Genomic DNA, 18,826 nt, shown 5'->3' on the forward strand with positions numbered 1-18,826 from the left:
CTATGCGCACTCTATCAATTTTAGCTTGCTTTGTTACACTAAGTAGTGTTGCTCAGCATCCAACGGTAGCCTCCGATAGTTTATATACGATTTTGGATGAGATTTCCGTTCGAGCACAGGCAAAAGAAAAAATCCGTACGGATTTAAAAATGGCTGTATCTGTAGATGAATTTTTAGCTTCTTCTGAACAAATCAGTTTCATTAAGCGAGGGGCTTATGCCTGGGAACCTTTACTCAATAATATGAGTACAGAACGCTCTACTTTGACAATCGATGGTATGCATATTTTTGGTGCGTGTACGGATAAAATGGATCCGATTACGTCTTATGTAGAAAGTAATAATTTAGCCGCAGTAGATATTCAATCGGGCCAAGAAGGAGGTATGCATGGCTCTACCATTGCAGGAAGTATAGATTTGAAGCGAAAAAACACTGCTTTTAGTCCCTATACGCAATGGATGGGCAGCTATCAAAGTGGTTTTGAATTTAATAATAATCAATTTTACAACCTCGGAAACCTTTCTTTTTCAAGCAAAAAATGGGTGACTGATGCGAGTATTGCATATCGAACCGCACAAAACTACAGCGATGGTAATCGCGAAGAAGTACTGCATTCCCAGTACAAAAAGTTCAATACTTCTTTGGGAATTGCGCATAAAACCAGTGAGTTATCTTCCTTGCGTGTAGATGCTATTTTCGATGTAGCCAAAGATGTAGGATATCCTGCTTTACCCATGGATTTATGGTTATCTCGAGCCTTAATTACTTCGCTTTCGTATAAACAACTTTTTGAAAATCAAATCATTAAAGTTTGGGATACCAAGGTGTATTTTAATGCCATTGAACACTATATGGATGATACGACTCGTCCGGAGAATTTGGTGCATATGGATATGCCTGGTTGGAGTACTACTTATGGATTATTATCCAAAGCCAATTTTAAAAAAGGGAGGTATTCCTCTGAATTACAATTGAATGCTTACTCCAATCGATCCATAGCGGAAATGCGCATGTATCCCCAAGACCGAGAAAAACAAACGATGTTTGCCTATACTTGGCCTTGGGTAACAACAACGTATACGGGACTTTCACTCAACAATACGATAGCGCTAAGCGATGCGAGCCAACTTCACGTGGGGGGTGGTTTAGGTGTCAATTACAATAAGGCCAAATACATTGAGTTCAATTGGATTTTCCACCCAGGAGCAGCACAAGAAAAAACACGTGTTTTACCTAGTATACACGCTAGTTATGAAGTAGACATCCACAAGTTCAACCTCGTTGTAGGCGCTGGATATGGACATCGTGCACCTTCAGTTTCAGAAGCTTATGGATACTATATCTACAACAGCTATGATCGCTATGACTATATTGGAAATCCCGATTTAGCCAATGAAGTTTCCCGTGAGATCAATGCAAGTATCAGCTACAAAGGCGATGGTTTTGGAGTAGAAGCTAAGGCGAACTACTTCCACATTAAAGATTATATCATCGGCCGTATCTTGAGTTTGGGAAGCCCTATGAATTATCAATCTGTAGGAGTAAAGGGGTATACCTCCTTGGATTATGCCACTTTGTTTAATTTTTCACTCAGTGGACATTACACTATTGTAGATGATCTACACTGGAAAGGAAGTGTAACCTATGCGAGAGGACAAGACAATGAAAAGGGAAATTTACCTTTTATCCGTCCGTTTAGCTACCAAACGTCTCTGCATTATGCTTACCGCGATTTTGGTATTCAAACGACAGTACATGGAGATGGCAAACAACGCGATTACAGTCCAGAATACGGAGAAAGTCAAACCGCCGCTTATGCAGTTTGGGATGCCGCTCTAACGTATACCTTTTATATGAAAGGTGTTAAATCTGTTTTTCAAGTAGGTGCAGAAAACTTACTCAATGAATATTATACCACCTATGCCGATTGGGGCAATATACCAAGAATGGGACGCAATATTTTTACCTCCCTTAAACTTAATTTTTAAACAAAAATAAAACATGAAAACAATAAAAAAATACGCCGCTTTATCTCTTTTTTCTTTAGCACTGATTGGATGTTCTAGTGACGACAACCAAGCAACAGCAAACCAAGTAACCTTATCCTTCTCTAATACCTTTGGTGATAAGACCATTGTTTTAGGTGATGCGAATGCTACAACAGCTACGGTACATACTTCTGCTGCAGGACAAGTACATCATTTTAGTGAATTAAAATACGTGATCAGCAACATCCGCTTAGTAAAAAACGATGGAAAAGAGATTCCGTATCGCATCAATAATCTAGATGAAGGTGCTGCGGTAATTGATCAGGCTAAAACAAGCAGTTTAAGTTATGTATTAAACGATATACCAAAAGGAGAATACAAGCAAATTAAGTTTGGATTGGGGATTCGAAGTGATCTCAATACGTTAGATCAAGTGAAATTTCCTAAATTTTATGCAGCAGCGGGGGCTAATGATACGGAAATGATGTGGGAATGGGGAACAGGCTACCGCTTTACTAAAATTGAAGGTTTCTATGATACAGATCACAAAGAACTATCGATTCACACCGGAAGCACATTAGAAGATGACGATAACGGGCAATTGATACAAGGCGTAGATGCGTATCGCGACGTGATCTTGGATTTACCAGTATTAGCCCTGGTAGGTAAAGGAGCACCAACAATTGTAGTTCAAGCCGACTTTAATCATTTATTGAGTGGTAAAATCAATACGATTACCTTGAGTTCGGGTAATGGATCGGATGATAATGCTACCCCTAATGTACATACGGCTGTTCAAATGGTCAAATTTGTAGATAACCTAGGTGGAAATGGAACGAATGATACCAGTGGTATGTTTTCGATTCTTGAAGTAAAAAATTAAAGAAGTAAAGAGCCGTTGCATGCAACGGCTCTTTACTTACTATGAAAAAATAACACTAGTGTAACATGAAGAAAATCAGCTTATTATTTATGTTATTAGGGCTAATGTCTTGTCAACAGGATGACAGCTATGATCCCATTATTGACAATCCAGTGCTAGCGCTTACTATTCCCGCTGATTTTCCAGCGTTGAACCCCGCGTTCGAAAAGAATAAACCCACGCAATATGGTGTTGAACTAGGCAAAAAACTCTTTTTTGATCCGCGTTTAAGTCGCGACAATACTATTGCTTGTGCCACCTGTCACATCCAAGCTTCTGCCTATGCAGACCATCAGAAACAAGGCGTTGGGATAGAAGGGAAGGTAGGGCTTCGCAATGTACCTCCAATCCAAAATCTCGCGTTTATGCGACACTATAATTGGGATGGGAGCAAATTGCAATTGGAAAATCAGGTTATTGTGCCCATTATTACGCCCGAAGAAATGCATTCTTCTTTAGTTGAAGTGATGGATAAAATTCAGGAAGACCCAGCGTATGTTGATTTATTTCAAAAAACATTTGGCAATCCATCCATTACACCGGAACGAATCTATCAAAGTATTGCACAATACGAATATACCTTGATTTCGGCTGATAGTAAATATGATCGAGTAAAACGCAAGGAAGCTGTATTTACACCCCTAGAAAATAAGGGAAATGCTCTTTTTACCCAACATTGTGCGAGTTGTCATAGTGGCGCATTATTTACAGATCAATCGTTTAGAAATATCGGATTTCCAGTAAATACTGATTCAAATGAGGCTGGACGTGCACGCGTAACAGGAGATTTAAAAGACTATATGAGTTTTAGAGTTCCCTCTTTACGCAATATCGAATATACAGCGCCTTACGGTAGCTTTGGGCAATTTGAAACACTTCAGGATGTCTTAGATTATATGGACCAAGGCGTCCTAGTCAGTGCTAATTTAGATCCTATTTTCAAAGACAACAGCAATAGAATTCCCTTGACCAAAGAAGAAAAAGAAGCACTACTTGCATTTATGAACACCTTGAGTGATACGAATTTCATCCAGCACTGAATTTAGTACTAGTAAGACTTTCTTTTTTTAATTAGCTTTGTCTGAAAAGAATCACAAATGAAAACGAGAATAGGCTTACTTTTATGCTTCGGTTTAATGCTGACCTCCTGTAGTAAAAAGAATCACTTAGAAGATCGATTGACACCCAATTTAATTGATTTTTTTGAAGTGCAATTGGGAGCAGATTTTAATCGTGAAAAAGATAAGATTACAATAACCAAAATTGATACCCTTACTGAGAAAGGGCGATTAAACTTTAAAGCGATCGAATTAAAACGCCAATTGGAAGAAGAAGGAATCCCGAGGTACGAAAGATTAAAGGACGATTTAGCTTTTTTTACCCAACAATATGCTCAAGATCCAACCCAAACAAATCAAGATCAACTAGCTTTAGTTAAAGATACTTGTACTGATATGGAAGAAGATATTCAAGAATTGAAAGGCATCATTGAAGAAACGATGCAACAGCGTTTAACAGCAGATTCGATTCAATTTAGAGCCTATCGCGTCCATGGTTTTTTTACCTACACATCGAAAAAAGAAGGAAACCAAGACGTCAAATTCAATGTAATCATGGACGATCAGTATAAAGTAATTCCAGTCGAAGACATTGTAAGCTACTAACTATAAGCGCTTTAAATTAAATCATCTAGAATACTTACGTAATCCTTAAAAAATGAAAAGAATTGTTTTACTCGTACTCGGTTTTATTATGTTATCTGCTTTTGCTGTACAAGATAATTTAAAGGATCGTATGTTAGCTGCTGTAAGTCCGTACGTAGCATCCGAATTGAAGGTTGATTTTACTAAAAAAGAAAATAAACTAACTATTATTCAGATCGATACGCTTACCGAAAAAAAGCGTTTGCAACTCAAAGGATTGGCTTTAGTTGAAGAATTAGAAGTGGATCATCAGCCTTTTATTGAATTACAACGTTATGCAGTAAATCAGTATATGCAGTTGTATAAAATTCATCCGGTGGCCAATGTACGCAAAGAAATTGATCATGCTGTACGCGAATACAACGAAGTACAACAAAAAGCGGAACCGTTAATGAAAGAATTAGAAAATGTCATTGCGCAAGAAAAAAAAGCAGACCATACTAAGTTCATTGCTTATAGTGTAAAAGCATTGTTAGAAAGATCAACAGCAACTCAGGCAACTAAAATAGATACGTTGGGCATTATTGTAAGTAAAGATTTACAGGTAATTGAAAAGAAAGATTTTATTAAAGATTAAAAAAAACCATCAGTTGTTGAACTGGTGGTTTTTTTGTAAATATAGGTAATCACTGTTCTAAAGCTTAAAACAAAGAATACACTATAATTAATATTATGTAAAATAGAAAATTAAAACCCCTCCTAATCTTGACAAACTTGTGATAATTTCTATTTTTGTACTCCGATAAACTATTCCTATGATCTATTTAATCTGTAGCATTCTCGGCAGTGTTTCTGTTGGTGTATTTTTTAAGTACATCAAAAGATTTCCGATCAATATCTTTGAAATAATCATTGTCAACTACGTGGTAACTTCGTTATTGTCTTTTTTTATTTTTGAAGTTGATTTTACGCAAATTTCTAGCGATATGCCTTTAGCTATTATTTTGAGCTTAGGAATCTTATTGCCCACAATTTTTGTTGCTCAATTTCGCTCTATACAATACGCAGGTTTAATTAAAACAGATATTGCCCAGCGCTTATCTCTTTTAATTCCCATATTAGCTGCTATATTCATTTTTCATGAAGAATTAAATACGATGCGCTATTGGGCTTTGGGCATTGGTTTGCTATCCGTTTACTTTATTTTAAACAAGGTTGATACGGCTCAAACAAGCAGTTCCAATAAAAGCAGCTGGTATTTATTAAGCACGTTTTTTGGATTTGGTATAATTGATATTTGCTTTAAAAAATTGGCTTTGTATTCCATTATACCCTATACACAAAGTTTGTTTTATGTTTTTTTCACTGCTTTGATTTTGAGCTTATCCGCTTATTCAATCCTGGCTAAGAAAAATATACTCAAGCTTTCAAAACTCAATTTAGCCTCAGGTCTGTTTATTGGAGGATTAAACTTCATCAATATTATATTTTATATGAAAGCCCACCACCACTTCTCCTCTAACCCGACGATTGTCTTTGCAGGAATGAATTTTGGTGTTATCTTTTTGGGAACGCTTTTTGGCTATACGCTTTTTAAAGAAAAGCTTTCAATAAAAAATATAATTGGCTTAGTATTAGCGGCTTGTGCAATAACTTTATTGGTATTGTCTCTGAGGTAAGACGGCCTATCAAAATAGTTTAAAAACAAAGGGAAATAGCCATACGAAAGTTTTACTTTCTCCGTTTTTAACTAAAAGATTAATATTGTTTTTTATTGTATTATTTACTTGAGGGGTGCTTTGAAAGAAGCATCCCTTTTTTAGTACCTTTTCTAATTTAAGTAAAAACAGCAATACTGCTGGAATTAATAATCATCAGCAGTAGCTTCAATGACTTTTACTTCATAGAACGGAATGAAAGCATCCATTGCCTGTTGGTATTCGCTTTTTCGAATAGACAATTCAATTTCACAGGTCATTTCCATTTTTTGTTGAACTAAATTCAAATTGCGCTCTTTGATCACTCGCATTACATTGTTCATGTCTTTATAATCAAAGCGCACTTTAAATTTTTTGTCAATGGTGCATTCAATGATATCTGCCTCTTCCATCGCCATCTGAGCAGCAGCGCGATAGGCTGTAATTAACCCTCCTACTCCTAATTTTACGCCTCCAAAGTAACGAACGACTACAATCAAAATATCCGTCACATCAAAGGATTGAATTTGTCCGTAGATTGGTGCTCCTGCAGTATTACTAGGCTCCCCATCATCATTGGCACGATAGTAAACGGGATCTGTTCCCAACTGGAACGCATAGCACCAATGGCGGGCATTGTAGTGTTGTTTTTTTATTTGTTCCAGTATTTCTTTAACTTCTTCCTCTTTCTTAATGGGAAAAGCATAACCAAAGAATTTACTGTTTTTCTCTTTGTATAAAACCTCTGTCGTAGGTTCACTTATTGTTTTGTAAAAATCTTTTTCTTCCGTCATTAGTTGGCGTGTAAAATATCTAATTGGTTGGTTGCAATGGCATAGCTTTCTTTCGAATGCCAATGCTTTACTACGGGCGCTTGTATCCCCTCTTTTAGGTTTACTGTACTGTGAAAGATACGCGCTTCATCCCATAAGCCAGCATCAATAAAATGTTGCAAAGTTTGTGTTCCTCCTTCAATCACAACAGACAATAGTTGAAGATCATACAGTATTGCACAGATCTGATCCACTAAATTATGATCAAAATCAGCATAGTAGTAGGTAATATTCGCTCTAGATTTTACTTCTTTATTTGCTGTAATACAAACTGTTGGATCACTTTGTTGGTTGATTGCATACGCATCGGTAATATCTCCCTTTCGATCTAAGTAAATGCGAGTAGGGTTTTTGCCATACCAGGATCTTGTCGTTAAGGAAGGATTGTCTGCTAAAACTGTATTTGTCCCTACAAGAAAAGCCATTTCTTCACTTCTCCATTGATGTACAAGTTGTTGTGCATACCCATTAGATAGCCAAACGGGGGCTTGTTTATCCCGATGCAAAGGTGCAATAAACCCATCTTGACTTTGGGCCCATTTCAAAATAATATAAGGACGCTTCTTTTGGTGATAGGTAAAAAATCGCTGATTACTAGCTCGACATGCTTCTTCTAAAACACCGACAACAACTTCAATTCCCGCCTCTTTCATTTTTTGGATCCCCATTCCACAAACCTTAGCAAAAGGATCAATTGTTCCTACTACTACGCGCGGAATTTGTTTGGCAATGACTAAATCACAACAAGGCGGTGTTTTTCCAAAGTGACTACACGGTTCCAAACTCACATACAACGTACTTTCTTTAAGTAACTCAGGATTCTTTACAGCCGCTATAGCATTGACTTCCGCATGTGGACCTCCATAGGCAGAAGTAAAACCTTCACCTAGTATTCGATCGTTGTGAACGACAACGGCTCCTACTGCTGGATTCGGCAATGCCGCAAAAGTTCCTTGTTTTGCCAGTTGCAGGCAGCGAGAAATATAGTATTCGTCTTTTTCCAACATTGATAAAACTGTATCTTTGAACAAATTTAATTCTTTTTAGCTAAACTACTAGAGTTTTTAGCTTTTAAACTATGCTGATAAAATTACTACAAGACCAGTTTATAGCGGAGTTAACTCCCATTTATGATGCGTTAGAAGCGCAACAGTTATTTCTAATTTGTTTGGAAGAATTGGAGGGAAAAACGCGTATTGATTTCGTGATGAATCCTACATTAGAAACAAAACAACCCGAACAATGGTTGGCTGTATTAACAGAGCTAGTACAGCAAAAGCCGATTCAACAAATTTTGGGTAAAGCCTATTTTTATGGCTATACGTTTGAAGTAAATGAACATACCCTTATTCCCCGTCCAGAAACCGAAGAATTAGTAGAATGGATTATGGCTACCGTTGCTGTGGATCAGCCAATTCGCATTTTGGATATTGGTACAGGAAGTGGTTGTATAGGGTTAACTTTAGCCAAAGAACTCCCCCATAGTGCGGTTACCTTACTCGATATATCTACAGAAGCTTTAGCTGTGGCAAAGCGAAATGCAGCAGCTCTAAATGCAAAGGTTAACTTTCTACAGGGAGATATACTCGCGCTGGAACAATTGGCAGATACGTATGATATTATTGTGTCTAATCCCCCCTATATACGCGAATTAGAAAAGGTAGAAATCAAAAAGAACGTGATGGATTACGAACCGCATACCGCACTATTTGTTGATGATGGTGATCCACTTATCTTCTATCGAAAAATTGGACTCTTAGCCAAGGCGCATCTAAAGCCAGGTGGTTTTCTTTTCTATGAGATCAATCAATATTTAGGAAAAGAAATGGTTGAACTGCTTGAGGCTATCGGTTTTACGCAGACGGAGTTACGTCGTGACTTACTGAATAATTTTCGCATGACAAAGTCAAAAATATGAACTCCTAATTCGCTTAAATTATGTGTTTTACATAATATTAATTAAAGTAAAGGTTTAAATAAAAAAGGCTTGAATACCGAGGTATTTAAGCCTTTTTTGAGACTAAGTTCTATTTCTTATTTCAAAAAATCTTCCGCTAAATAAGCAGGATTAGGATAGGTATAAAAGCCTTCTCCGGTGCTAACGCCTAGTTTATTTTGATCGATAAATTCTTTTTTCAGGTAGTCTACTGTTTTGATTTTAAGTGGATCATGGGTAGCATCTGCAGCCATTTTATTGATGTTATACGCTGTTGTAATACCCACGATATCTAAAATCCCGAAAGGCCCTGTTGGAGCTCCTGTTGCGGCCATCCATGTTTTATCAATAGTTTGGGCATCTGCTACCTCATTAACTAGCAAATTTGTTGCTGCATCAAGTAAGGGAACTAAAAGGGAATTCAGTATATAGCCTGGTTGTTCTTTATGCAGCGGAAGGGCAATCATACCAATGGCTTGTGCAAAAGCAACAACCTCTTGAAAGATAGCGGGATCAGTAGCTGCATGTCCCATAATTTCAGCTGTATTATGCATCCATATTTCGTTGGCAAAATGCAAAGCCAAAAATTGTTTCGGTCGTTGGGTGACCTCTGCAAATTGACTAGGTAGCATCGTAGACGAATTGGTAACAAAAATTGTATGTTTGGGAGCTACTTCAGCCAATTGATGGTAAAAGCCAATTTTAATTTTTGGGTTTTCAGGTACTGCTTCAATCATTAAATCCGCTTGTGCTGTTGCTTCTTTTAAATCAAAGGAATACGAAAGATTTGCTTTTGCTTGTGCAATTTGTGCATCTGTTGCCCCTATATCTTGCTTATAACGCTCACTCAGGGGATTAAATTTAGCTTTTGCCTTCTCGATGGCATCTTGATTAATATCATACACAGTAACTTTAAATCCATAAAAAGCAGTCTGAAAGGCAATTTGATAGCCCAATACACCACTTCCTGCAACGGTAACATATTTAATCTTCATAATTTTTTGTTTTTTGATACAAAAGGTTTGTCTAAATGTACAAATCCTCCCTTTAATTAACTAACTTTTTGAACCATTCCTTTGTTCTTTTTAATTCTTTACGAAGGAGTCCATTGGATATTTTTCTTTTCTTGTCTTTCTTATCCATTGTTGGTAGTATGTGCTCATAGTAGGTTCCTTTTAAGAATCGCCTTAAGAGTGGCTCACCAATGAAAGGTTTGTTGTCATTGAGCGTATAGGCCGCTTTGATTAAGTGACGGATATCATACTGCATCGGAGTGATATCGGGCACCTGTTTATTGAGTTGCAACAATTGATAGACCGCTTGCCTACCCGATCGCACCGAACTCTCCATCGTAAACACAACATCATTAGGTGTTTCAACAAATTGACCAACTAAGCCGAGGTTTACTGATCCTTTAGGTACTACATCCGGTCGATCACCTTGGGCTCTGGGCATAAACATAGCTGTGATATAAGGCATATAGGCGGTACGTATAATCGTATTGGCTTGAATCTCCTCTATCCTATCGCTCAACTTAAGATGATAGCACAATTCAGCTAAAATTTCATTACCCGTACAATTCGGCATTGATTTTAAAATAAAATTGCCAGGAGCCTCCATGTTTAAGGCATAGACCCATAGCACAAGTACATCGTTGGGTTGGGTTGGAAAATGCGGCTGTCGGTTGCAGGTAAAGCTCAATAACCAATTGGAATCTGTAATGGTAATAATTCCACCCGTTACCGTTTGTCCCGAATAAGGATCGTTAACGGCATAGGTTTTAAGTTGATCGACTAATGGAGATGGTTTGCAGGTTAATGTTGCGGATTCCCAAGCGGACTCCTTTACGGAGGAGAAAAACTTGGCAGGATTACCAAAAATAGGAGATTGTGCAGCTAACTTTTCCCACAAGGATTCAACGCGATGTTCTTCCCTAATTGGGACTTCATTTCCAAGATTACTTGTTGCGTTAACTGGATTTACTGCTGTCTTAGTATTCGTACCATAAGCTGTACGATCTGTCATCGATCCTGTAGTAACAATAACAAAATCAGTTGATTCTAGGAATAGTTCGCTTTCAACACCTTGCTGTTGCATGACTATTTTATGGGCTGTCTTACAGTCGTTTTTTATTGCTATTTCTACTGTAGTTACAACGGTATTATGTTGGAAGGTCACCCCTTGTTCAGCTAAGTATTTTTTAAGTGGACAGACAAAAGTATCGTACTGGTTGTACTTGGGAAATATCAGGGAAGAGAAATCGTGCATGCCATCGATCGCATGGATAAAACGGTGGAGGTATAATTTGAATTCCAATAGACTGTGCCAGGGTTGAAAGGCAAACATGGTACGCCATAGCATCCAGAAATTACTTTTAAAAAAGGAGGCCTTAAAGTACGTTTGAATGGATTGATCATCTAATCCTTCTTTTTTCTCTAGTAAGAGTTTGAATAAGGCTCTTTGATCTTTTTTAGTTAGTCCCAAAGCAGTTGCATCTTTAATTCGTCCTTGTTTCTGGAGTAAGCGCGCGATAGAATAATTGGGATCGCGGTCATTTAATAGGCGATATTCATCGAGTACGCTATAGGGTTCTGGAAGTTCAAGTGCGGGAATATGTTGGAAAATATCCCATACATTTTCATAGGTGGTGTCCATTTCCCGTCCACCGCGAATGATATAGCCACTTTGAGCATTTCCTGCTCCATCTAAGGATCCACCATCTACAGCACGCTCTTCAAAGAAGACAATTTGAGAGGCGGGAATTTGTCCATCGCGTATGAAGTAAAAGGCCGCAGACAACCCTGCGATACCACTTCCGATGATATAGACCTTATGTTGAGAAAAGTCTTGGGTAGGAATACCTCTATGCTGCTGATAGTTGCCCAACTGATCCGCAAACGGTAAGGGTTTGCCTGCTTGGTGGATGGGACGCTCCAAATAACTGTTTGGCGCTTGATTGACAGGATCTGTGGGGAGAGGAGGAAATAGCGATTTCCCTTGTTCTTGCTTTGTTTCCATAGTAGTGGTTTTTGGATACAGAAAAAATTAATATAGCTTTAAATTAGTCAAATAACGCTTTCAATTTTTTACTCCACCTCCACTACATTTGAATTCTTATAGAGATTATTTAATCTTCTTTGAATTATTTTATAAATACCCAAAGAAGCGATCTTACTTTGTGCTGCCTTAAAAGCAGGCTAAGGGTTAGACGCAAGGGATACAATAAAAAAGCGACTGCCTATCGACAGTCGCTTTTTTTATGCAGCAGAATCTAGTATGATTCTATCTCATCCATTACAGGTACAGGGCGTTTACTTTCGTTAATCGCTACTAGTGTAAAATTACCAGAAATCGCTTTTTCGCGACCTTCTCTGTACATACTTTCAACGAATACATCTACTCGTACATCTAAACTTGTACGTCCCACACGTACTACTGTTCCAATTAATTCAACTAACGTTCCTACGGGAATCGGTTGATTGAAGTCGATTTTATCACTGGAAACAGTTACAATTGGTTTACGGCAAAAGCGAGTAGCGGTCATAAAAGCAATTTCATCCATGATGGCTAAAACAGCTCCACCAAACATTGTACCGTGGTGGTTTGTTTGCCCTGGAAACACAGTTCTGAACACGTGAGTCTCAGAATCTTTAATTTTTTTTTGAATACGCAGCTCCTTGCTTGTTAATTCACCTTCCATAGTTTTATTTTGAACAATTAAATTATAGGCTTGTCATTGAAATTCTCAATCATTGGCAGCCTACTGTTTTGTGCGAAAACAAGGGAATATTTTTAACAAAAATAGCTAAACCTTACTTATTTTTTATTCAAAATGAAAGATGAAAAAAAAATTCGTAAAATATGGATATTACTATTTTCCTATTCCTTTTAGGACGCTCCATTCAGATTGTAAATTTCGCAACAAATATACGCAGTAAAACTATTTTATTATGAATTTTTCATACAATATTTGATTTTGGCATACTCTTAACAATTTATAGCGTAAGCGTATGATCTAAATTGTATGCCTTATTTGCCGTCAACATAAGCTTGAAGATACGCAAAGCGTTCAGTAAGACGTCCATTTTGTGTGACTGTTGCACGAGCTAGGATTTGGTCTTTATCTTCATTAAAGAAGGCTGGTAAGATGCTGTTTAAGAAAACGTCTCCAAACCCTTCACTTGCATCTTTGGGTAATTCACAAGGTAAATTGTCAATCGCCATAACGGTAATCGCAGCAGGATGATCAAAGGCTACCTCTTCGTGTTTCCCTGGGTGATAGCCATACAAAGGATCTGCAATGGTTGACGCGCGTAACGTAGAATCAATCGGACCGTGATCTACATCACAAGAAACATCGCCAATGACTTGAATCTTGTTGTCAATTGCATTAAGCATGTCTCTTGTTAGGATTTTTGGGGATCCATGTTTAAAAAAATGACCTGTAATTACTACATCAGCTACTTTAGTAAAGCGCTCAAAATCACTTTCATATTGCTCTGGATTAGCATAGAAATCTGCTTTTGTTGCTTCTTGCCCATCCTTGCGTTTATAGTAATCCATTACTTCTAATTGGGTATAAACGGGTATGTCATACTTTTGTGTTAAGAAGTGATCAATAGAAACTTTTTTGGCTTTCATTCCATTGAGAATCTCCATGATACCGTGACTTACTTTTCCATTTCCAGTCACTACCATTTTAATTGGCGGAAAGAATTGCTTTTTTAATTGGGCAATTAGGTCCTCTGTATGTAGCATCTGCTCTGCTTTTTTCAGATTAAATAGCTCGTATTTCAATCCAAAAGCTCTCAAGGTATTATAAGCACCTACAATTCCGGCATAGCGACCAAAGCCAATGAGTCTTTTATTGTTTTCATCCACCAAGGTTTCATGGTCAATCAAACGGATGTTTTTAGCCAAACACGCTTGGAGAATATTTCGGTTATACTCTTGTTCTTTAATGGTATGGGAGAAGAAAAAATAGGTTTTGTTTGGGATCAAAGCCTCTACAGGAACCTCCTTCACTCCTACTAACACATCACAAGTAGTCAAATCGTCACTGAGTGTGATGTTTTTATCAGAATACGCTTGGTCAGGAAAGATTCTGATATCAGAGGGTTCTACTACTGCTTCTAGGGTATCAAATGTTTGTAAGGCCTTGGCTAGAATTTCAGGAGTAAACACAACACGTCTATCAGGAGGACTTTTTCTTTCCTTAATAATTCCAATTTTCATAATATATAATAAATTAGTTGTTTCTTTAATTTGAGGCTGGTTCTTGCAAATATAGTTGTATTTCTCTGGTATTCCAAAAAAGCAAACTTTTTAAACACTTAAAAGTTGTAATGTTTAATATTAAGTTGTAATTTTGCAACCTCTGAAAGCATATTTTACAAGGGGTCGATCGGTTTTGACAGCGAGTGGAATTAGTCAGTAAGCACGTCGAGCGTGGTTGTTTAGCTCGTAAATATCAGACAACGAACTTTTTAAACGGCGAAAATAATTACGCTTTAGCTGCTTAATCTGAATTATAGTAAGATTGCCTTAGTTTCCACCAGGTGGAAGAGCTAGATTCTCCTTAAGAGCCTTGGTTTATGGCGCTTTGTTGAGGGGAACCGTAAAGTAAACCTAGAAAGGTTAGTGTCTCGGACATCTTTCGAAATCTTAGAGGCTAAGTCAGTAGTGGTTGTTTCAAACCAAGCTGCTGATCGAAAATTCAAGTTGAAACTAAGCGTGTAGAAAGCTCTCTGATTGCTTGTTTGGACCCGAGTTCGATTCTCGGCGACTCCACAGAAATAAAAGCCTAACTATTGATAATTAAATAGTTAGGCTTTTTTATGCTCGGATTTGTACGTTTTTTGTACGCTTTTGTTATTGACTTTTACAAAATTTCTTTCGTTTTTATAAAGTGTTTCCCTAGCTCTTCATAACTTGCTCCTTTTCAGCTCTGATATTAAATAAAGACAATAATGCATTATAATTCCCTAAACTATCATAACTATAGTATTTGGGTAGATATCTAAAAGCATTGAAACAAGAAAGCTTGTTTTGTCCTTCCTGATGATGCAAACAAAGCAAGCAGTTTCTCATTTTCAGACTCAGTGAGCCTGAAAACATGTCTATATTTTTTAGGATTGGATTTTAGTTTCCTTCCTCCTTTGTTTTTAGCGGTCGTTTGCATGGTGTCTTATCTTGATTCTTGTCAAAATAAGCATTACCTGTACTACTAAACTTCTAATGGCTCTAAGTGGTTGTATTTGGAATCAGTTTCTGCGAATAGTACATTAAGGCTAATCAATGCTTCTATTTGTTGGGTTATAGGTTTCATACGATTTTAATGAACGAACTTGATTTCGGCTATTGACATCTAATTTTGTATATAAATTCGAAACGTGATATTTGATTGTATGCACGGATAAGAATAATTTATCCGCCATCTCTTGATTGGAATCTCCGCTCCAAATCAGCTTTAATACCTCTACTTCTCGCTCTGTTAGTTGGTACTGAACTTGAATTTCTGCAATCAAATGCGCGTCTTTATCTTGCCCCACATCTTCTTTAGCGGCTGAAAATGAATGAGATTCTTTTGTTTTTTCATATTCTAGTTCCTTGTTCAAACTCAAAAGTGATAAATAATGTCTAAGCTCCACCTTATAGGATTCATTTTCTTCTCTTAAGGTTCTAATTTTAAAAATAAGCACAAAACTAATCGCCATAATCTCAATAGCACTAATAAAACGCAAAGTATGAATGGTGAAAATAGAGGAAAGTCCCCAACCATATAGTCGAGCGAGGCTGTATCCTGCACCAACAACAACGATTAAACCAAAATTAAAGAGTAAAAAGCGAGCATAAACGCTAACGCTAAACAGTTTAACAGCCTGATATAAACACAATACAGGTAAGGCGAACCAGATTAGTTGCATGACATTAGTATATACAGCGCGCTTAGAAACCAACGATAAACATAGTAACAAAGTCAATAGAAGCGCTGTAAGTCCAAAAACTTTAAAAAAAGAGGGCATATGTTTCTTTAAATCCAAAAAGTAATAGGTAAACAAAGAGGCTACTAAAGATGTTATAGAAATAGTAATCAAAGAGAAATGCGGCAGTATATATGTTTGATTAGAAAAATAATAAAATATACCATCTTCATATAAAAAAATCAAAAAGATAGAGAGTTGAAGGGCAGCATAGGTAATAAAGCGCGCATCCCTAAAAATCAAATAAAAGATAAAGTTGAAGATAATCGACATCCAGGTTAAGCCGTAATACATACTCAGATAAAGCACAGTAAGCGACGCATACTGGCCAAACTGACCAAACTCTAGTAGAGATAAAGTAAGCTCATGGGGGCTGTGCTTTTTAATATTTAGGTAATACTCTTTTTCAAGCGGAACCAAGTAATAAATCGGATAACGACTTTTAATCTGTTGTCCATAGGCATCTTTATTTGGTTCGAGTTTCAACCATCTCCCCTCTTGATGTAAATAAAAATCATAGTCCGTTAGATGTATGGATCGATTTTGGAAAAGTATGGGTTTATGCAACAATGAATCTGGTATGATTCCTTTAATCCACGTATTTCCATCACCATCTTTTGCGTAGGCAAGCTCCTCTGAGAAAGTCAAATTTTGATAATTTAAAGGAGGCTTTACATCTTGAGCGAAAGTCCCAGCTGTAAACAAAGTAAACAATAAAAAAAATAGCCTCTTATACCCATTTTTCTTGCCTACAAATGTTGTGAATCTTGCTATAATCGTACCATAAAATACCATAGATATCATTTACTCTGTTGCTTAATTCTTCAAACATAATAAAAAACCTAACGTCAAAACAATCGCAAATTGTCATTTTTAAGTGATTAGCAAAGAAAACAGCTATAAACTAGCCAAAAAGTATGGGGTGGATCGTGGCTTCCCTTGTCTTATTTATTGCTTTGGATAGAAAAATGAGGTTTAATAGAAAAAACTAGCACAAATGGTTAGCCTCTAAACGGGCGTCATCTTATAGTTTTACATCACAACGAATACAGATTTTTTTCTGTATTAAAAACTAACCTTAAATTCAAAGAACTATGAATGCAACCCCTTTTTTTTGCAGAAGAGGCTTTAGCCTCTTACTCGCCCTATTTTTACTACATAGCTTGTGGTCATGTAATCATGATGATGGCGCTCCTTCTGCTCCTGATGTAGCTATTGACTCTGCAATTCTATTAGCAGAAGAGGCTTATATTTATGGAATCCCCTTGGTAACTATGGATATAACCAAGCGTCAAGCAACAAATACACTTGCGCCTATTGTTGGGCAAATGGAAGCGCCTTTAAATCAATTCTCTCATCTTCCCATCTTTCCAGGATCAGATTTTACTTCGGTCGTCCGTCCCAATGCGGATACCTTTTATTCTAATGCATGGTTGGATCTATCTCAAGGTCCCGTCAAATTAAGCTTACCAACCAATAATGATCGTTATCATCTCCTCCCCATGCTGGATGCCTATACCAATGTCATTGCCTCTCCTGGTACGCGAACCATCGGCAATAAAGGAGGAGAATTCCTAATTACGGGACCCTCTTGGACTGGGACTATACCGAGTGGCACGACCCAAATTAAATCACCTACAAATACCGTATGGATTATAGGGCGTACGGAAGTAAAAAGTGAAGAAGATGGTCGAGACTTTGTTTATCCATTGATTAAACAATATACCTTAACGCCTCCTGAAGGATATCAAGTGCCTCCTTTGGAACCCAATTTATCCAAAGAAGATCCCAACACAATTGTAGAACATATGCCAATTGAAGAATTCTTTAACTATATGAACCGCATCCTAAAAGAAAATCCCCCACTTGCTCAAGATGCTGCGTTTATAAAGCGCATCAATACAATTGGAATTGGAGAAGGTTTAACATTTACGCTTGAAAACTTCACTGCTGCTGAACAAGAGGTGATAAAAAACATTCCTACGGCCATGACTCTAAAATTAGATACTAGACAAAATGAACTACCGATTGTCAATGGTTGGGCTATCTTGGAAGACACAGGTGATTACGGAACGGATTACTTTCACAGAGCTTATGTTACACGTTTTGGATTAGGGGCTAACCTACCAGAAGATGCCATCTATCCAACAGGCTTCTTAGATTCAGAAAACAAAGTCTTACTCGGAACCAATTCATACGTCCTTCGATTTGAAAAAGATAAATTACCTCCAGCTCATGCTTTTTGGTCCTTAACTTTGTATAATAGCAGTGGATTCTTTTTTCCCAATGATTTAGATCGATTCACTCTTGGAGATCGAAGTGATCTTGTTTTTAATGCTGATGGCTCTTTAGAGATTTACATTCAAAATGAAAATCCCGGCCCCGAGAAGGAGAAGAACTGGCTACCCGCCCCTCTTACTAATTTTAGTTTAACCCTCCGCGTTTACTATCCTAAAAAAGACATGCTGGATGGAACATGGAAAACACCCCCTTTTACTCGCGTTCCTTAGTTTGCATATTTCGTCCTAAATAAAAGCTTTATAGTATTAATCAATCAGGTAACTGTCTCCTAAAAAGAGATCGTTACCTTTTTGGTATTCCGCCAAAGGCAATAAAATTCCAAAGCCATTGGAAATAAAATTGTATTGTTTTCGTATTCTTTTTATCCTATTACATCTTTTAAAAAACATAACTAAGACAGCAAACAAGTACTGGTGTTAACTAATAGTATTTATCTATTTGAGTGGGTATTCCCTCTTTTTGTTTACATTTAGGTAACCGCTGGGTATTAAATTATCTTTAGTTTTACGCAATGTTCCTATCA

16 protein-coding genes and 1 other RNA gene are annotated in these 18,826 nt (G+C 37.2%); 9 read left to right on the top strand and 8 right to left on the bottom strand.

All coding sequences use genetic code 11. From position 1 onward, the window contains the following. The first annotated feature begins 2 nt into the window (after nt 1-2). The 6 genes from ACPDHL_RS03055 to ACPDHL_RS03080 all read left to right on the top strand — a co-directional run bounded on the left by ACPDHL_RS03055 (nt 3) and on the right by ACPDHL_RS03080 (nt 6,232). Entirely contained in the window at nt 3-1,988 is a 1,986-nt protein-coding gene (locus tag ACPDHL_RS03055) for a TonB-dependent receptor domain-containing protein (RefSeq protein ID WP_430531337.1), read from the top strand. A 13-nt stretch (nt 1,989-2,001) separates the two neighbouring features. Then, entirely contained in the window at nt 2,002-2,871 is an 870-nt protein-coding gene (locus ACPDHL_RS03060; RefSeq protein WP_430531338.1) for an MbnP family protein, read from the top strand. A 65-nt stretch (nt 2,872-2,936) separates the two neighbouring features. Further along, nucleotides 2,937-3,950, top strand: a complete 1,014-nt coding sequence (locus ACPDHL_RS03065) for a cytochrome-c peroxidase (RefSeq protein WP_430531339.1) — start codon at nt 2,937-2,939, stop codon at nt 3,948-3,950. A 57-nt stretch (nt 3,951-4,007) separates the two neighbouring features. Further along, entirely contained in the window at nt 4,008-4,574 is a 567-nt protein-coding gene (locus ACPDHL_RS03070) for a hypothetical protein (protein ID WP_430531340.1), read from the top strand. Nucleotides 4,575-4,626: 52 nt separating this feature from the next. After that, nucleotides 4,627-5,190: a hypothetical protein gene (locus ACPDHL_RS03075; protein ID WP_430531341.1), complete on the top strand. Its 564-nt coding sequence runs from the start codon at nt 4,627-4,629 to the stop codon at nt 5,188-5,190. A 178-nt stretch (nt 5,191-5,368) separates the two neighbouring features. Next, on the top strand, nt 5,369-6,232 hold the full coding sequence (locus ACPDHL_RS03080; protein WP_430531342.1) for an EamA/RhaT family transporter: 864 nt from the start codon (nt 5,369-5,371) through the stop codon (nt 6,230-6,232). A gap of 185 nt (nt 6,233-6,417) precedes the next feature. On the opposite strand, the gene ACPDHL_RS03085 is transcribed toward ACPDHL_RS03080, so the two are convergent. Beyond that, on the bottom strand, nt 6,418-7,044 hold the full coding sequence (locus ACPDHL_RS03085) for an IMPACT family protein (protein WP_430531343.1): 627 nt from the start codon (nt 7,042-7,044) through the stop codon (nt 6,418-6,420). Beyond that, complete coding sequence (ribD, locus tag ACPDHL_RS03090) at nt 7,044-8,114, bottom strand: bifunctional diaminohydroxyphosphoribosylaminopyrimidine deaminase/5-amino-6-(5-phosphoribosylamino)uracil reductase RibD (RefSeq protein ID WP_430531344.1); 1,071 nt, start codon at nt 8,112-8,114, stop codon at nt 7,044-7,046. Before ribD ends, ACPDHL_RS03085 begins: the two co-directional genes overlap by 1 nt. Nucleotides 8,115-8,161: 47 nt before the next feature. Here ribD and prmC point away from each other — a divergent pair, with 47 nt between their 5' ends. After that, nucleotides 8,162-9,001 carry a peptide chain release factor N(5)-glutamine methyltransferase gene (prmC, locus tag ACPDHL_RS03095; protein WP_430531345.1) on the top strand — a complete coding sequence of 280 codons (840 nt, stop codon included), beginning with the start codon at nt 8,162-8,164 and terminating at the stop codon, nt 8,999-9,001. A gap of 116 nt (nt 9,002-9,117) precedes the next feature. On the opposite strand, the gene ACPDHL_RS03100 is transcribed toward prmC, so the two are convergent. From ACPDHL_RS03100 to ACPDHL_RS03115, 4 genes are all read right to left on the bottom strand, one after another. Continuing rightward, nucleotides 9,118-10,014 (bottom strand): 3-hydroxyacyl-CoA dehydrogenase, encoded by an 897-nt coding sequence (locus ACPDHL_RS03100; protein WP_430531346.1) that lies wholly within the window; start codon nt 10,012-10,014, stop codon nt 9,118-9,120. Nucleotides 10,015-10,066: 52 nt separating this feature from the next. Beyond that, nucleotides 10,067-12,037, bottom strand: a complete 1,971-nt coding sequence (locus ACPDHL_RS03105; protein WP_430531347.1) for an oleate hydratase — start codon at nt 12,035-12,037, stop codon at nt 10,067-10,069. A 253-nt stretch (nt 12,038-12,290) separates the two neighbouring features. After that, nucleotides 12,291-12,719 (bottom strand): acyl-CoA thioesterase, encoded by a 429-nt coding sequence (locus ACPDHL_RS03110; RefSeq protein WP_430531348.1) that lies wholly within the window; start codon nt 12,717-12,719, stop codon nt 12,291-12,293. 329 nt (nt 12,720-13,048) lie between these two features. Then, nucleotides 13,049-14,254 (bottom strand): NAD(P)-dependent oxidoreductase, encoded by a 1,206-nt coding sequence (locus tag ACPDHL_RS03115; protein ID WP_430531349.1) that lies wholly within the window; start codon nt 14,252-14,254, stop codon nt 13,049-13,051. Nucleotides 14,255-14,415: 161 nt separating this feature from the next. On the opposite strand from ACPDHL_RS03115, the gene ssrA reads away from it, so the two are divergent. After that, nucleotides 14,416-14,812: a transfer-messenger RNA gene (gene ssrA, locus ACPDHL_RS03120) on the top strand. Nucleotides 14,813-15,038: 226 nt separating this feature from the next. On the opposite strand, the gene ACPDHL_RS03125 is transcribed toward ssrA, so the two are convergent. Continuing rightward, nucleotides 15,039-15,200 carry a hypothetical protein gene (locus tag ACPDHL_RS03125; RefSeq protein ID WP_430531350.1) on the bottom strand — a complete coding sequence of 54 codons (162 nt, stop codon included), beginning with the start codon at nt 15,198-15,200 and terminating at the stop codon, nt 15,039-15,041. A 109-nt stretch (nt 15,201-15,309) separates the two neighbouring features. Further along, a complete protein-coding gene (locus ACPDHL_RS03130; RefSeq protein ID WP_430531351.1) occupies nt 15,310-16,650 on the bottom strand; it encodes a LuxR C-terminal-related transcriptional regulator in 1,341 nt (446 codons plus the stop codon). Between the two features lie 446 nt (nt 16,651-17,096). Here ACPDHL_RS03130 and ACPDHL_RS03135 point away from each other — a divergent pair, with 446 nt between their 5' ends. After that, the gene (locus tag ACPDHL_RS03135) at nt 17,097-18,512 is read left to right on the top strand and encodes a DUF1254 domain-containing protein (protein WP_430531352.1); all 1,416 of its coding nucleotides are present in this window, start codon (nt 17,097-17,099) and stop codon (nt 18,510-18,512) included. Nucleotides 18,513-18,826 lie beyond the last annotated feature (314 nt).

The sequence above is a fragment of the Myroides sp. C15-4 genome (assembly GCF_050522745.1).
Taxonomy (GTDB): domain Bacteria; phylum Bacteroidota; class Bacteroidia; order Flavobacteriales; family Flavobacteriaceae; genus Flavobacterium.

Coding starts and splice junctions, on each gene's coding strand:
- ACPDHL_RS03055 (WP_430531337.1), top strand. CDS start 3: ATGCGCACTCTATCAATTTTAGCTTGCTTTGTTACACTAAGTAGTGTT.
- ACPDHL_RS03060 (WP_430531338.1), top strand. CDS start 2,002: ATGAAAACAATAAAAAAATACGCCGCTTTATCTCTTTTTTCTTTAGCA.
- ACPDHL_RS03065 (WP_430531339.1), top strand. CDS start 2,937: ATGAAGAAAATCAGCTTATTATTTATGTTATTAGGGCTAATGTCTTGT.
- ACPDHL_RS03070 (WP_430531340.1), top strand. CDS start 4,008: ATGAAAACGAGAATAGGCTTACTTTTATGCTTCGGTTTAATGCTGACC.
- ACPDHL_RS03075 (WP_430531341.1), top strand. CDS start 4,627: ATGAAAAGAATTGTTTTACTCGTACTCGGTTTTATTATGTTATCTGCT.
- ACPDHL_RS03080 (WP_430531342.1), top strand. CDS start 5,369: ATGATCTATTTAATCTGTAGCATTCTCGGCAGTGTTTCTGTTGGTGTA.
- ACPDHL_RS03085 (WP_430531343.1), bottom strand. CDS start 7,044: ATGACGGAAGAAAAAGATTTTTACAAAACAATAAGTGAACCTACGACA.
- prmC (WP_430531345.1), top strand. CDS start 8,162: ATGCTGATAAAATTACTACAAGACCAGTTTATAGCGGAGTTAACTCCC.
- ACPDHL_RS03100 (WP_430531346.1), bottom strand. CDS start 10,014: ATGAAGATTAAATATGTTACCGTTGCAGGAAGTGGTGTATTGGGCTAT.
- ACPDHL_RS03105 (WP_430531347.1), bottom strand. CDS start 12,037: ATGGAAACAAAGCAAGAACAAGGGAAATCGCTATTTCCTCCTCTCCCC.
- ACPDHL_RS03110 (WP_430531348.1), bottom strand. CDS start 12,719: ATGGAAGGTGAATTAACAAGCAAGGAGCTGCGTATTCAAAAAAAAATT.
- ACPDHL_RS03115 (WP_430531349.1), bottom strand. CDS start 14,254: ATGAAAATTGGAATTATTAAGGAAAGAAAAAGTCCTCCTGATAGACGT.
- ACPDHL_RS03125 (WP_430531350.1), bottom strand. CDS start 15,200: ATGCAAACGACCGCTAAAAACAAAGGAGGAAGGAAACTAAAATCCAAT.
- ACPDHL_RS03135 (WP_430531352.1), top strand. CDS start 17,097: ATGAATGCAACCCCTTTTTTTTGCAGAAGAGGCTTTAGCCTCTTACTC.